This window comes from Halorhodospira sp. 9621 (genome assembly GCF_022228055.1).
GTDB classification, from domain to species: domain Bacteria; phylum Pseudomonadota; class Gammaproteobacteria; order Nitrococcales; family Halorhodospiraceae; genus Halorhodospira; species Halorhodospira halophila_A.
In genome coordinates this window covers 41,755-55,803 of record NZ_JAJNRD010000017.1, presented here as the reverse complement: position 1 = coordinate 55,803, position 14,049 = coordinate 41,755, and the positions used below count along the sequence as shown (strand labels likewise).

Annotated in this window: 14 protein-coding genes and 1 tRNA gene; 11 read left to right on the top strand and 4 right to left on the bottom strand. The window is 71.1% G+C overall.

What is annotated here, in order from left to right; translation table 11 throughout:
• Positions 1-61: 61 nt before the first annotated feature.
• The 3 genes from LRF89_RS09095 to LRF89_RS09085 form a co-directional block, all read right to left on the bottom strand.
• Complete coding sequence (locus LRF89_RS09095; RefSeq protein WP_201168950.1) at positions 62-1,231, bottom strand: GNAT family N-acetyltransferase; 1,170 nt, start codon at positions 1,229-1,231, stop codon at positions 62-64.
• A gap of 196 nt (positions 1,232-1,427) precedes the next feature.
• Entirely contained in the window at positions 1,428-1,901 is a 474-nt protein-coding gene (locus LRF89_RS09090; protein ID WP_201168948.1) for an RDD family protein, read from the bottom strand.
• A 70-nt stretch (positions 1,902-1,971) separates the two neighbouring features.
• Positions 1,972-2,046: transfer RNA gene (locus LRF89_RS09085), tRNA-Glu, on the bottom strand.
• A 138-nt stretch (positions 2,047-2,184) separates the two neighbouring features.
• Here LRF89_RS09085 and pcnB point away from each other — a divergent pair.
• The 5 genes from pcnB (at position 2,185) to panD (ending at position 6,330) form a co-directional block, all read left to right on the top strand.
• Entirely contained in the window at positions 2,185-3,534 is a 1,350-nt protein-coding gene (pcnB, locus tag LRF89_RS09080) for a polynucleotide adenylyltransferase PcnB (RefSeq protein ID WP_430654664.1), read from the top strand.
• Positions 3,531-4,073 carry a 2-amino-4-hydroxy-6-hydroxymethyldihydropteridine diphosphokinase gene (gene folK / locus LRF89_RS09075; RefSeq protein WP_201241347.1) on the top strand — a complete coding sequence of 181 codons (543 nt, stop codon included), beginning with the start codon at positions 3,531-3,533 and terminating at the stop codon, positions 4,071-4,073. Before pcnB ends, folK begins: the two co-directional genes overlap by 4 nt.
• A 90-nt stretch (positions 4,074-4,163) precedes the next feature.
• The gene (gene panB / locus LRF89_RS09070) at positions 4,164-4,991 is read left to right on the top strand and encodes a 3-methyl-2-oxobutanoate hydroxymethyltransferase (RefSeq protein WP_238636950.1); all 828 of its coding nucleotides are present in this window, start codon (positions 4,164-4,166) and stop codon (positions 4,989-4,991) included.
• Positions 4,988-5,845 carry a pantoate--beta-alanine ligase gene (gene panC, locus LRF89_RS09065; RefSeq protein WP_238635156.1) on the top strand — a complete coding sequence of 286 codons (858 nt, stop codon included), beginning with the start codon at positions 4,988-4,990 and terminating at the stop codon, positions 5,843-5,845. Before panB ends, panC begins: the two co-directional genes overlap by 4 nt.
• 104 nt (positions 5,846-5,949) lie before the next feature.
• The gene (panD, locus tag LRF89_RS09060) at positions 5,950-6,330 is read left to right on the top strand and encodes an aspartate 1-decarboxylase (protein WP_238636949.1); all 381 of its coding nucleotides are present in this window, start codon (positions 5,950-5,952) and stop codon (positions 6,328-6,330) included.
• Here panD and queG read toward each other — a convergent pair.
• Positions 6,327-7,415 (bottom strand): tRNA epoxyqueuosine(34) reductase QueG, encoded by a 1,089-nt coding sequence (gene queG, locus LRF89_RS09055; protein ID WP_201168933.1) that lies wholly within the window; start codon positions 7,413-7,415, stop codon positions 6,327-6,329. The two genes, panD and queG, sit on opposite strands and share 4 nt — an antisense overlap.
• An 82-nt stretch (positions 7,416-7,497) precedes the next feature.
• On the opposite strand from queG, the gene LRF89_RS09050 reads away from it, so the two are divergent.
• From LRF89_RS09050 to hfq, 6 genes are all read left to right on the top strand, one after another.
• Entirely contained in the window at positions 7,498-8,991 is a 1,494-nt protein-coding gene (locus tag LRF89_RS09050; protein ID WP_238636948.1) for an NAD(P)H-hydrate dehydratase, read from the top strand.
• Between the two features lie 2 nt (positions 8,992-8,993).
• The gene (gene tsaE / locus LRF89_RS09045; RefSeq protein ID WP_238636951.1) at positions 8,994-9,455 is read left to right on the top strand and encodes a tRNA (adenosine(37)-N6)-threonylcarbamoyltransferase complex ATPase subunit type 1 TsaE; all 462 of its coding nucleotides are present in this window, start codon (positions 8,994-8,996) and stop codon (positions 9,453-9,455) included.
• A gap of 110 nt (positions 9,456-9,565) precedes the next feature.
• A complete protein-coding gene (locus tag LRF89_RS09040; protein WP_238636947.1) occupies positions 9,566-10,861 on the top strand; it encodes an N-acetylmuramoyl-L-alanine amidase in 1,296 nt (431 codons plus the stop codon).
• 9 nt (positions 10,862-10,870) lie between these two features.
• Positions 10,871-12,739: a DNA mismatch repair endonuclease MutL gene (mutL, locus tag LRF89_RS09035; RefSeq protein WP_201168919.1), complete on the top strand. Its 1,869-nt coding sequence runs from the start codon at positions 10,871-10,873 to the stop codon at positions 12,737-12,739.
• Positions 12,739-13,671, top strand: coding sequence for a tRNA (adenosine(37)-N6)-dimethylallyltransferase MiaA (gene miaA, locus LRF89_RS09030; RefSeq protein ID WP_238636946.1), 933 nt, complete (start codon positions 12,739-12,741; stop codon positions 13,669-13,671). Before mutL ends, miaA begins: the two co-directional genes overlap by 1 nt.
• 82 nt (positions 13,672-13,753) lie before the next feature.
• Positions 13,754-14,026, top strand: a complete 273-nt coding sequence (hfq, locus tag LRF89_RS09025; protein ID WP_201168915.1) for an RNA chaperone Hfq — start codon at positions 13,754-13,756, stop codon at positions 14,024-14,026.
• Positions 14,027-14,049 lie beyond the last annotated feature (23 nt).

Below are 14,049 nucleotides of genomic sequence, written 5' to 3'. Positions count from 1 at the left end.
CCAGAAAGGCGCCCCGAACCCCGGCCGCCCCAAGGCGCTTCGGCTGTCGGCGACGCTTCCCCTATCGCTCCCGGTAGGGGGTGTGGCCATCGAGGATCTCGATCGCCTCGGCGACCTGCTCGCGTTCGCGGGTGAGGAAGTCGGCCACTGCGTCGCGCAGCCCGGGGTGGGCGATCCAGTGGGCGGCGTAGGTCGGTACCGGGGCGTAACCCCGCTGGAGCTTATGCTCGCCCTGGACGCCCGCCTCGACCCGCGGCAGGCCGGCCGCGATGGCCCGCTCGATGGCCTGGTAGTAACAGAGTTCGAAGTGCAGGTACGGGACCCGCTCGCGGACGTCCAGCCGGCAGCCCCAGTTGCGCCCGTAGAGCGCCTCGGTGCCGAAAAGGTGCAGCGCACCGGCGATCCATGCCCCGTCCAGGCGCGCCATGACCCAGAGGGTGCGGTCACCGAGCCGTGCGGCCAGCTCGTCGAAGAAGCGGCGTGTCAGGTACCCCGGGCCAAGCTTTTGCCAGCAAGTTTGCTGATAGAGCCGGTCAAAGGCGTCCAGATGCTCGGCACCGACCTCGTCGCCGCTCAGCGCGTGGATCTCCACCCCGCTCGCCGCCAAGGCGCGGCGCTCGCGGCGGATCTCCTTGCGCCGACGTTGGCTGAGGTGGGCGAGGAAATCCTCGAAGTCCCGGTAGCCCGCGTTGTGCCAGTGGTACTGGTGGGCAGTCCGCTGGAGCCAGCCGAACTCGCCGAGAACCTCCCACTCCTCGCGCCGCGGGAAGGTGATATGCACCGAGGAGAGGCCGAGTTCGGCGCAGATCTGTGTCAGCTCACCGGCCAGGGCACGGCGGATGGCTTCCGGTTCCGCGGCATCGGGGTGAACGGCCAGACGCGGCCCGGTGACCGGGGTGAAGGGAACAGCAACCTGGAGCTTGGGATAGTAACGGCCGCCGGCGCGCTCGAAGGCGTCGGCCCACCCCCAATCGAAGATGAACTCGCCGAAGGAGTGGTCTTTGATGTAAGCCGGACAAACGCCTTGTGCGGTCCCGCCGGGGCCGCGGGCCAACAGATGGCAGGGCTGCCACCCGGTGGCGGTGGTGGCCGAACCGCTGCGCTCCAGGGCGGCCAAGTAGCCGTAGCTCGTGAACGGGTCCTGTTCCCCGGCGCAGGCATCCCACTCAGCCGCCGGGACCTGCTCGATGCTCGCAAGGCGCTCGATGGCGATCACCCGTTGTTCCCTCATCCTCCCGATCGGCCCGGGGTCCGCCCGTCTGTCTGGGTGGTCAACGTAACTCTCGGCCATGATGGGCGTTCGAAGCCGCATGATCGGCGCACCCGCGCTGGGGGATTCCCGGCCTTCCGCATGCGGGGTGGCACGACAGCCGAAGCGCCTTGGGGCGGGCACCGAACGCGCGGGCACCGTCAGCCCTCGGCCCGCCTCACCCCTCGTGGGGCTCGCGAATCAGCCAAGTCCCCGCCAGACGATCGTGCAACGCCCGATGCTCCGCATCGAACAGCGCCCAAACGAAGCCCAGACCCAGCAGCGCCCAGGACAGCCCCGCGGCCACAAAACGCGCGCTCGCCTGACCCAGCGTCGGCGGCACCCCCTCGGCGTTCACCACCCGCAGCCGCCACGCCAGCATTCCCAGCGTCCGGCCGCCACGGGTCCAGAAGAGCACGAAGAAGAGATAGACCAGCGCCAGCAGATAGACCTGATAGGCGACCGACAGCCAAGTGCCCGGCGCCGGCGCCTCACCCCCCGAAACCGGCAGGAAGACCGCACTGCCGAGGAAGATGATCGAGACGACGAGCAGCAGGTCGTAGAGGAGTGCCCCGATTCGCAGGCCGAAGGCGGAGAAGACACGGCCGCCGCGTAGGACTCGGCTGGGGGCGTCAAGGGCGGTCTTGCTCACGTCGGGATTCCCGGCAGCAGGCGCGCGGACCCGGGAGGCCGCTGCGCGGCTCAAGAAGAGAGGAGTAAGGTGGCGCTCCCAAGGGGATTCGAACCCCTGTTTCCGCCTTGAGAGGGCGGCGTCCTAACCGCTAGACGATGGGAGCGCTGTCTCGTCCTGTACGGCTCAACCGTCAGCAACGAGGGTGGTATTATAACGATCTTCGTCACTCACACAAGGGTGGTTAGCCATTACGTCCGACAATGGTCTCCAACTTCAACGGCTGGCCGAAGCCGAGCCAACCATCATCCCCCGGGATGCGCACAGCATCTCGCGCGCGGACATCAGCGATAACGCCCTGAAAGTCCTTTACCGTCTGCGCAACGCCGGCTACCAGGCCTACATGGTCGGTGGCGGGGTGCGCGACCTCTCGCTCGGCCGCGAGCCCAAGGACTTCGATGTGGCCACCGACGCCCGGCCCGAGGAAGTGCGCAGGCTCTTCCGCAACTGTCGGCTCATCGGCCGGCGCTTCCGCCTGGCTCACGTCCACTTCGGCGCCGAGATCATCGAGGTGGCCACTTTCCGCGCCCTGCATCCGCCGGAGGACGGCGATGGCGACGGCGATGGCGATGGTGCCGACGGCGAGCGGGTGATCGAGAACGGCCGCATTGTCCGTGACAACGTCTACGGCACATTGGCCGAGGATGCCCTGCGCCGCGATTTCACCGTCAACGCCCTCTACTACAACATCGACGACTTCTCCGTGGTCGATCACGCCGGCGGCATGGACGATCTGGAGGCCGGGGTCATCCGGTTGATCGGCGATCCGCGCGAGCGCTACCAGGAGGACCCGGTGCGCATGCTGCGTGCCGTGCGTTTCGCCCTGAAGCTCGGCTTCCGCATCCATCCGGAGACGGCGGCGCCGATGCACGAGATGGCCGGCAGCGTGGCCGACATGCCTCCGGCGCGGCTCTTCGACGAGGCGCTGAAGCTGTTCATGTCCGGCGACGCGCTGGATGCCTTCGAGATGCTGCGCCACTATGGGCTGTTCGATTCGCTGCTGCCGCTGACCGCCGAGGCGCTGGAGGATGAGGGCAACGAGCAGTGGGTGCCGTTCATCGCCGCGGCGCTGCGCAATACCGACGAGCGCATCGGCGCCGACAAGCCGGTGACCCCGGCCTTCCTGTTTGCGGCGCTGCTCTGGCCGGCGGTCCGTCGGCGCGAGGCCGATCTGGTCGAGGCCGGCGAGGCGCCGATCCCGGCGCTGCAGCAGGCGGCCGCCGAGGTGCAGGCCATGCAGCAGGCGCGCATCGCGCTGCCCAAGCGTTTCAGCATCCCCATGCGCGAGATCTGGACCCTGCAGCCGCGTTTCGCGCGGCGCGGTGGCAAGCGGGCACAGCGGCTGCTCGGGCATCCGCGCTTCCGCGCCGCTTACGACTTCCTCGAGCTGCGCGCCGGGGCGGGTGACGCCCCCGCCGAGCTGGCGCAGTGGTGGCGCGAGTTCCAGGAGCAGCCCGAGCGCCCGCCCTCGCAGAAGAAGAAGAGCAGCCGCGGTGGGCGGCGCCGGCGCGGCGGCCGGGGCCGTGGCAAGGGCAATGGCGAGGGTGGCGGGAATGGCACCGCGGCGTCGACCCCGGAGGAGTCGGCGGAATGAGCACGGCCATCACGGCCTACGTCGGCCTGGGCAGTAACCTCGAGCAGCCGCGCCGGCAGGTCGAGCGGGCGGTGGTGCGCCTGGATCTGCTCGCCGACTGCCGGGTCCAGGCCGTCTCCAGCCTCTACCGCAACCCGGCGCTGCAGGCGCCGGGCGTGCCGGCACAGCCCGATTTCATCAACGCCGTGGCGGCGCTGGAGACGCGGCTGGGCCCGCTGGCCTTGCTCGACGCCCTGCTCGGCATTGAGGCCGCGCAGCAGCGGCGGCGCGACGGGGTGCGCTGGGGGCCGCGGACCCTGGATCTGGACCTGCTGCTCTACGGTCAGATGCAGGTGGAGGAGCCGCGGCTGCAGGTGCCGCATCCGGAGCTGGCCCGGCGGCCGTTCGTGGTCCATCCGCTGCTTGAGATCGCCCCCGGGGTTCGCTTGCCCGGCGCCGGGGCGCTGGCCGACGCCGCCGCGGCGCTCGGCGTCGATGCCCTGGAGCGGGTTGGCGCCGTGGCCGGCTTCGAGCACCGGTCGCTGCAGGAACCGGCCTGAAGGCTGGACGCGTTACGGCGATGGGTACTTCAATCGGGAGCCAGTGGCGCTGTACTCTGTCCCACCTTTCTCAAGCCGAGGTTGACTCCCATGTCCAGCGGTGATCGCAAGCACGCCTCCGGCGGGGCCGTGACGGTCTCCCGCATGCGCGCGATGAAGCGCGAGGGCCGGCCCCTGGTCTGTCTGACGGCCTACGACTACGGCTTCGCGGCCGCCTGCGAGCGCGCCGGGGTGGATCTGCTGCTCATCGGCGACTCCCTCGGCATGGTCGTCCAGGGTCACGAGACCACCCTGCCGGTAACCGTGGACGACATCGTCTACCACACCTGCTGCGTGGCACGGGCCTGCCAGCGGGCGCTGGTGGTGGCGGATCTGCCCTTCATGAGCCATACCGACGTGGAGCAGGGGCTGCACAACGCCGGGCGTCTGATGAAGGAGGGCGGGGCGCAAATGGTCAAGCTCGAGGGCGGTGCCGAGCAGGCAGCGCTGGTCGAGCGCCTGGCCGTGAACGGGATCCCGGTCTGCGGCCACTTGGGGCTGAAGCCGCAGCAGGTCCATAAGCTCGGCGGCTACCGGGTGCAGGGGCGCGAGCAGGCCGACGCCGAGCGCATGGAGGCCGATGCCCGGGCGCTGGAGGCGGCCGGGGCCGATCTGCTCATCCTCGAGTGCGTGCCCACCCCCCTGGCGCGGCAGCTCAGCGAGCAGCTGAGCATCCCCGTGGTGGGTATCGGCGCCGGCGGCGGCTGCGATGGGCAGATCCTGGTGCTCCACGACGTGCTCGGCGTCACCGAGCAGCCGCCGCGCTTCGCCCGGGCCTTCGGTGCCGAGACGGGGAGTGTGCAGGCGGCGCTGGCCGCCTACGCGGCGGCGGTGCGCGACGGCACCTTTCCAGGGCCAGAGCACGGGTTCGAGGCTTGAAGCGGGTCACCGAACGCAACGCCATGCGCGAGCTCTCGCGCGCCTGGCGCGGGCGCGGCGAGCGCGTCGGGCTGGTGCCGACCATGGGCAACCTCCATCGCGGCCACCTGGAGCTGGTCGACCGCCTGGCCGGGTGCGTGGACCGGCTGGTGGTGTCGATCTTCGTCAATCCGCTGCAGTTCGGCCCCGGGGAGGACTACGACGCCTACCCGCGCACGCTGGACGCCGATCTGGCCGCCCTGCAGGGGCGCGGCGTGGACGCCGTCTTCGCGCCCACCGCGCGGGAGATGTACCCCGGCGTCGAGCCGCCCTGGACCGGGGTCGACGTGCCGGCATTGACGCAGACCCTGTGCGGGGCGGCCCGGCCGGGCCACTTCGCCGGGGTGGCGGTGGTGGTGATCAAGCTGCTCAACATCGTCGAGCCGGATGCGGCGGCCTTCGGGCGCAAGGATTACCAGCAGCTGCAGGTGGTGCGCCGGGTGGTGGCCGATCTGGATCTGCCGGTGGAGATCGTCGAGGTGCCCGTCGTCCGCGAGGACGACGGTCTGGCGCTGAGTTCACGCAACGGCTACTTGGATGCGGAGCAGCGTCGGCGGGCGCCGGCGCTCTACGTCACGCTCCGCGAGTTGGCGGCGGCCCTGGAGGCCGGGCGGCGGGACTGGCAGCAGCTCGAAGCCGAGGCCTGCCGGCGGCTGGAGGCGGCGGGGTTCGACGCCGCCGAGTACGTAGCGGTCCGCCGCTGCGATGATCTGGCCGAGCCGCGCGGGGATGAGCCGCGGCTGGTGTGCCTGGGGGCGGCGCGCCTGGGTACGGCGCGGCTGATCGACAACGTCGAGGCGCGATTGAACCGGTAACCGAGGGCGTGCATAATCGCTGAGCTGCCGATTGTGCAGGTGCACATGACCGGTTCTTCATCAATCGGATCGGCATGTGATTTCGCGGCATAGAGGTTTGAGCCATGCAACTGAACATGCTCAAGGGCAAGCTGCATCAGGCCCGCGTCACGCAGACCGAGCTCGAGTACGAGGGCTCCTGCGCCATTGATCTGGACCTGTTGGAAGCAGTCGGCATCCACGAGTACGAGCAGATCCACGTCTACAACATCGAGAACGGCGAGCGCTTTGTGACCTACGCCATCATCGGTGAGCGGGGCTCGCGGATGATCTCCATGAACGGGGCGGCGGCCCACAAGTGCAGCGAGGGTGATCGGGTGATCATCTGCGCCTACGCCGGTGTCCCGGAGTCGGAGCTGGGCGAGTTCCAGCCCCTTCTGGCTTATCTCGATGCGGACAACCGCATTACCCAGCGGCGCGGCAGCATCCCGCTGCAGGTCGCCTAGTCCGTCCCCCGCGGCGTGGCTCCGTGCCGCGCTAGGGCCCACCGCACGTGTTCCCGTACCAGGGCCGAGGGGTGGTTGAGCCGCTGTCCGAGCGCCTCGACCACCTCGGGCGTGGGTGCGGCGTTGCCCAGTGCCACCGCCAGGTTGCGCAGCCATCGCTCGTGGCCGATCCGCCGGATGGCGGAGCCCGCCGTGCGCTCGAGGAAGGTGGCCTCGTCCCAGTTGAACAGCGCCACCAGATCCGCGTCGTCCAGACCGTGGCGGGGCTGGAAATCGTCCTCGGCGGTGGGGTGGGCGTAACGATTCCAGGGGCAGACCAGCTGACAGTCGTCGCAGCCGAAGATGCGGTTGCCCATGGCCGGGCGCAGGGGCTCGGGGATCGAGCCCGGATGCTCGATGGTCAGATAAGAGATGCAGCGGCGCGCGTCGAGCTGGTAGGGGCCGGTGAAGGCGTTCGTCGGGCAGGCGCGCAGGCAGCGTCGGCAGCTGCCGCAATGCGCGCGGACCGGATCGTCCGTGGGCAGCGGCAGGTCCGTGAATAGCTCGCCGAGGAAGAAGTACGACCCGGCGTGGCGATTGAGCAGCATGGTGTTCTTGCCGATCCAGCCCAGCCCGGCCTCGCGAGCCAGCGCGCGCTCGAGGACCGGGGCGCTGTCGACGAAGGCGCGGTAGCCGAAGGGGCCGATGGTGGACTGGATGCGTTCGGCGAGTCGCTGCAGCCGCCGTCGCATCAGCTTGTGGTAGTCGCGGCCCAGGCTGTAGCGGGTGATGAAGGCGCGTTGGCGGGCCTCAAGCACGGCGCGGGGCTCCGCCGCCCGATCCGGGGTGTAGTCCATGCGCACCACGACCACCGAACGGGTCCCGGGGACCAGCTGCCGGGGCCGCGCCCGCTTGCGCCCGTGGCGGCCCATGAAGCCCATTTCGCCCTGGTGACCAGCCTGCAGCCAGCGGATCAGGCGCGCTTCGTCCTGCGCCAGCTCGGTGCCGGCGATGCCGCAGGCCGAGAAGCCCAACTCGGCGGCCCAGGTGCGGATGGAGCCGGCGAGGGCGGCGGACTGGAGTGCGGTCGGTTCAGCGTCGGGCATAGACCGTTCAGAATGGAGCGTTCCGGGGCCGGGGGGAACCCCCCCCGCCGTGCGCGTTCGACCTGGAGGCGAGCAGAACCCCATGCGTGAGCTCTACACCCCCGACCAAGTGGCCCGCCTGGATCAGGCGGCCATCCGTGCCGGTATCGCCGGCGAGGTGCTCATGGACCGTGCCGGCCGGCGGCTCTGGCAGGAGATGCGCCAGCGTTGGCCGGGGGCAGGGCGGTTGGCCGTGGTCTGCGGCGGCGGCAACAACGGTGGTGACGGATACGTGGTGGCCCGTCTGGCCGGCCGGGCCGGGCTGGCGGTGGAGGTCCTCTACCTGGTGCCGCCGGAGCGGCTGAGCGGGGATGCGGCCCGCCACGCGCAGCGTTACCTAGACGGGGGCGGGATCTGTCGACCGTTCGAGCCCGAGGCCCTGGACGGGGTCGACGTGATCGTCGACGCGCTGCTCGGCACCGGGCTGGATCGGCCGGTGAGCGGGGCGTTCGCCGAGGCGGTGACGGCCGTCAATGCCACCCCCGCGCCGGTGGCGTCGGTGGATATCCCCTCCGGCATCCACGGGCGCACCGGGGCCGAGATGGGGGTCGCGGTCCGGGCGCAGCTTACCGCGACCTTCGTCGCCCGCAAGAGTGGGCTGTTCACCGGTCGCGGCCCGGCCTGCGCCGGGGCGGTGGTCTTCGACGATCTCGGTACGGCGACGTGGACCGCCGGCGCGGAGTTGCCCCATGCGTGGCAGGCGACACCGGCGGATGTCGGCGCGTTGCTGCCGCCCCGGCCGCGGGATGCGCACAAGGGGCAGCAGGGGCATGTGCTGGTGGTCGGCGGGGATCGCGGTATGGCCGGTGCGGTGCGCCTGGCCACCGAGGCGGCGGGGCGCAGCGGCGCCGGGCTGGTGAGCGTGGCGACGCGCCCGGAGCACGTGCCGGCGGTGGTGGGTCCGTGTCCGGCGGTCATGGCCCACGGCATCGATCGTGCCGAGGAGCTGGCGCCGCTGCTCAGCCGCGCCAGCGTGGTCGCCCTGGGTCCGGGGCTGGGCCAGGGGGCCTGGGGGCGTGCGATGTGGGCGGCTTGCCGGGATGTGGCCCGCCCCCGCGTGGTCGATGCGGACGGGCTCAACCTGCTCGCCGCCGACGGGCGGCCGCTGGCCGACGCTGTGCTGACGCCGCACCCCGGTGAAGCGGCGCGGTTGCTCGGCGCCGACTGGGACACCACGGCGATCGCCGCTGACCGCTTCGCCGCCGTGCGCGAGCTGGCCTCGGGGTGGCAGGCGGTGGCCCTGCTCAAGGGGGCGGGGACCCTGGTCGACGACGGTCGAGCGCGCTATCTGGCCAGCGCCGGGACGCCGGGGATGGCCAGCGGCGGCATGGGGGATGTGCTCACCGGGGTGGTGGCCGGGCTGTGGGCCCAGTGTCCGGGGGGCGATCGGGCCCGTATGGCGGCGGTGGCGGCCCACGTCCACGGCCGGGCCGGGGAGCGGGCCGCTGCGGCTCTGGGCGGTGAGCGCGGCCTGCTCGCCAGCGACCTGCTCGGCTGGTTGCCGGCGGTTCTCGCCGAGGGGGAGGCGGCGGCGTGAGCATGTGGCAGTGTGATCTCGCCGACGCCGCGGCCACCGAAGCCCTGGGGGCGGCGCTGGCCGCGGTGCTCCCCGAGGGGTTGGTCTACCTGCACGGCGACCTGGGAGCGGGCAAGACCACCCTGGCCCGCGGGTTGCTGCGCGCCCGCGGGGTGGCCGGCCCGGTGCGCAGCCCCACGTACACGCTGCTCGAGCCCTACGCCACGGCCGCCGGGTCCGTCCTACACCTGGATCTTTACCGTCTGGCCGACCCCGAGGAGCTTTACTTCCTGGGCGTCGAGGAGATCGAGGCGACGGGGACGCTGGCGCTGGTCGAGTGGCCGGGGCGCGGCGCCGGGGTGCTGCCGCCCGCGGATCTATCGGTGACGTTGGGGTACGTCGGCGCCGCACGGCGTGCGACGGTCCGCGCCGAGACGGCGCGAGGCCGCGGAGCGGTGGCGGCGCTGGATTCAGGTAGCGCTTGAGTTTTGCTCCTTATCTTCTCGTCTATCGGGAAAAAACCCTTGAAGCCGGCCGGCGCCCGGCATAGCCTTGAGAGGCAGCAACGGGCGATCGCGAGGTGCGAGGAGGAGCGTTGAGGCGGGGCTATAGCCTGGCATGGATCGGGCTGCTGATCGGGCTGCTGGCGGCCCATGCGGCGCCGGCCGCGACTATCGACAATGTGCGGCTTTCCGATGAGGACGACCGCACCCGGGTGGTCTTCGACCTGGATCAGGTGCCGGAGCATCGGGTTTTCACCCTGCCGGATCCGCACCGGGTGGTGATCGACTTCGAAGGCGTCGAGCTCGGTGCCGCTGATCTGCCGCGGGGCGGGGTGCTCGATGGAATCCGCACCGGCCGGCAGGAAGGCGGCGGGCTGCGCGTGGTCCTCGACGTCAGCCGCGAGGTGGAGGCGCGCAGCTTCGTGATCGGCGGCGGCGACGACGGCGGCCAGCGCCTGGTGGTGGATCTGGGCGGCAAGCAGGGCGAGCGCCGGCAGGCGGTGCGCTCCGCCTCGGAGCGCGAGACACGCGAGGTGATCGTCGCCATCGACGCTGGCCACGGCGGGGTCGACCCCGGCGCCATCGGCCCCGACGGGACCTTCGAGAAGGATGTGGTCCTGGAGGTTTCCCGCCAGCTCTACGACCTGATGAAGGAGGCCCAGGGCCTGCGGCCGCTGATGGTTCGCGAGGGCGATTACTACATGAACCTGCGCGACCGCACCCGGGTCGCCCGGGAGGGCAACGCCGACATCTTCCTCTCCATTCACGCTGATGGGGCGGAGAATCCCAACGTTAAGGGCGCCTCGGTCTACGCGCTGTCCCTGGACGGGGCCACCTCGGAGCAGGCGCGGGTGCTGGCGCGGCGGGAGAATGCGGCCGACTTCATCGGTGGGGTCTCGCTGGAGGACAAGGACGACACCGTGGCCTCGGTGCTGGTGGACCTCTCCCGGGGGCACACGATTGAGGCGAGCCTGGAGATGGGTGAGTACCTGCTGCCCCAGCTCGACCGCCACGCGGATCTGCTGCGCAACCGCGTCGACCAGGCCGGTTTTGCCGTGCTCAAGTCCCTGGACATGCCCTCGCTGCTCATCGAGCTGGGCTTTCTGACCAACCCCGAGGAGGAGCGCCGGCTGAACACCCGCAGCTATCAGCGTGACCTGGCCGAGGGGATCGTCGCCGGCGTACGCGAGTACGCCGAGCGCCACATCCTCCCTGAGCTGCGCATGGCCGATGCAGGCCAGAACGGCCAGCGCGAGCACGAGGTTCAGCGCGGTGAGAACCTGTCGGTGATTGCGCAGCGGTACGAGGTCAGCACCGAGCGCCTGCGCGAGGTCAACGACCTCTCCGGGGATCAGATCCGCGCTGGCAGCACACTGGTGATCCCTTAGAATGCGCGCATGAGTACGCGCGGCATTCACCCCCTGCCGGATAATCTGATCGACCAGATCGCCGCGGGCGAGGTGGTCGAGCGCCCCGGGTCGGTGGTCAAGGAGCTGGTCGAGAACAGCCTTGACGCCGGCGCCGGGCGCATCGAGGTGCAGATCGAGCGCGGCGGCAAGCAGCGTATCCGCATCGCCGACGACGGCGGCGGCATCCCGCCCGGGGAGCTGGAGCTGGCCCTGCGTCGGCACGCGACCAGCAAGCTCACCGGCCTCGAGGAGCTGGAGCGGATCGCCAGCCTCGGGTTCCGCGGCGAGGCGCTGCCGAGTATCGCCGCCGTTTCGCGGCTGACCCTGGCCTCGCGCACCGCCGACGACGAGCTCGGTTATCAGCTGCGGTGCGACGGCGGGGCGCTGGGCGCGCCGGAGCCGGTGGCCCAGCCGCCGGGGACCACCGTCACCGTCGATGATCTCTTCTACAACACCCCGGGGCGGCGCAAGTTCCTGCGCACCGAGCGAACCGAGCTTTACCACGTCCAGGAGGCGCTGCGCCGGTTGGCGCTGAGCCGGTTCGATGTCGGTTTCTCGCTCGCCCACCAGGGGCGGCGGCTGTGGTCGGTGGCCCCGGCGGTCAGTGAGACGGAGCGCCACGAGCGCCTTGCCGAGCTGCTGGGGCGTGCCTTCGCCGATCACGCCCTGGCGGTGGAGCTGGAGGGCGCCGGGCTGCAACTCAGCGGCTGGCTGGGGCTGCCCACCGCGGCGCGGCGCCAGGGGGATCTGCAGTATCTGTTCGTCAACGGGCGGCTGGTGCGTGACCGGGGGGCGGCCCACGGGATTCGCCAGGCCTACAGCGACTGCCTCTACCGGGACCACTACCCCGCCTATGTCCTTTTCCTGGAGATGGATCCGGCGCGGGTCGACGTCAACGTCCACCCGATGAAGCACGAGGTGCGTTTCCGTGACGGGCGCACGGTGCACGACTTCCTGGCACGGCGGATTGCCGACGCCCTGGCGACGGTGGATCCGGCCGGCGCGGCGGCACCCGCGGCGACGGGTTCGCCTGGTAGGGCCCCGTCCGCCGGTGTTGGCACGGCCCCGGGGGCGGCGTCGGCTGTAGCGCCGCGTGCCGGGGCCGACGGATCGCAGGGTGGCACCGCGGAGCTGGGGCTGCCCCTGGCTGAGGCCCGGCAGCTCTATGGCGGTGGCGCCGGTGCGCCCGCCGGTACCCCGGGGAGCGCGGGGGCACCGGCTGCCCCCGCAGAGCCAGCCACCCCGGGGGATCCGGCCACCCGGCAGGAGGCCGAGCCGGAGCTGGGCCACGCCGTGGGGCAGATCCGTGACGCCTACATCCTTGCCGAGTCCCAGCGGGGCTTGGTGGTGGTGGACATGCACGCCGCCCACGAGCGAGTGGTCTACGAGCGGATGAAGGCGCAGCTGGCGGCCTCGGGGATCGCCACCCAGTCGCTGCTTGTGCCGGTGAGCGTTCCGGTGCCCCCCGCCGAAGCCGAGCGGGTGGAGCTGCACGCAGCCACCCTGGCGCAGGCCGGTCTGGAGGTGGATCGGGCCGGCCCGGAGTCGGTGCGGGTGCACCGGGTGCCGGCGCTGCTCGCCGAGGCCGACGCGGCGGCGCTGGTCCGCGACGCGGTGGCGGCGCTGGAGGCGGAAGGGGCGGGCGGTGGCGTGGAGGACCGGGTGCACGCGCTACTCGCGCAGATGGCCTGCCACGGCTCGGTGCGCGCCGGGCGCCGCCTGGAGCGGGCCGAGATGGACGCCCTGTTGCGTGATATCGAGCGCACCCCGCGGGCGGCACAGTGCAACCACGGCCGGCCCACCTACACCGTGCTCGACGACGAGGCGCTGGCGCGGCTGTTCATGCGGGGGCGGTGATGGCGGCGCCGGTGGTCTTCATCATGGGGCCTACCGCCGTCGGCAAGAGCGAGCTGGCCCTCTCCCTGGCCGAGCGGCTGGGCGGGGAGATCGTCAGTGTCGATTCGGCGCAGATCTATCGAGGGTTGGATATCGGGACCGCCAAGCCCTCCCGCGCGGTGCGCGCGCGCTGCCCGCACCATCTGATCGACATCCGCGACCCGGTCGAGCGCTACTCGGCGGCGGAGTTCGCCCGCGACGCCCAGGCGGCCATCGCCGCCATCCGCGGCCGCGGGCGGCTGCCGGTGCTTGTCGGTGGGACCGGTCTCTATTTCCAGGCGCTTCAGCACGGGCTCTCACCCATGCCGCCGGCGGATACCCGGATCCGCGCCGAGTTGGCGGCGGAGGAGGCGGCCCACGGCGTGCAGGCGCTGCATCGGCGGTTGTGGGCCCTGGATCCGGAGAGTGCCGCACGGCTGCACCCCAACGACAGCCAGCGCATCCAGCGGGCGCTGGAGGTCTACCGGCTCACCGGCCGACCGCTGAGCGAGGTCCAGCGCGAGCCGGGGCTGCCGGGGCTGGACGAGGCGCCGCTGAAGGTCATCCTCGAGCCGCCGGAGCGTGCCTGGCTGCACCGGCGCATCGAGGCCCGTTTCCGGGCCATGCTCGCCGCCGGGCTGGTGGGCGAGGTGGTGGCGCTGCACCGCCGCGGCGATCTGGGCGAGGAACTCCCGGCGATTCGTGCGGTCGGATACAGGCAAGTCTGGCATTACCTGGAAGGCGCCTGCGACCACCCCACGATGATCCGCCGGGGGCTGCGCGCTACGCGTCAGTACGCCAAGCGCCAGATCACCTGGTTGCGCGGGCAGGACGACGGAGTCCGGTTCACGGCGGGCGACGGGCTGGAGGCGCGGGTTTACAGCTATGTCACCGGGGCCCTCGGGGGCGTGTGATACACTTTTCCCATGAGCAAGTGGCGCCCCTGCGGCGGGGTTCGCGGGTCATAACAACAACAATCATTGGGGGCGAATCGTCATGGCGAAGGGGCAGTCATTGCAGGAACCCTTTCTGAATACCCTGCGCAAGGAAAAGGTTCCGGTCTCGATCTACCTGGTCAATGGGATCAAGCTGCAGGGGCAGATCGAGTCCTTCGATCAGTTCGTGGTGCTGTTGCGCAACAACGTCAACCAGATGGTGTACAAGCACGCCATCTCGACCATCGTCCCGGCACGGCGCGTGCGCCTGCCGCAGCAGGGCGAAGAGGCATCCGCCGAGGCGGTCGTCGGCGAGGAGGCAAGCGATAACTAATCAGCGCAAGGGTAGCGGTCCGG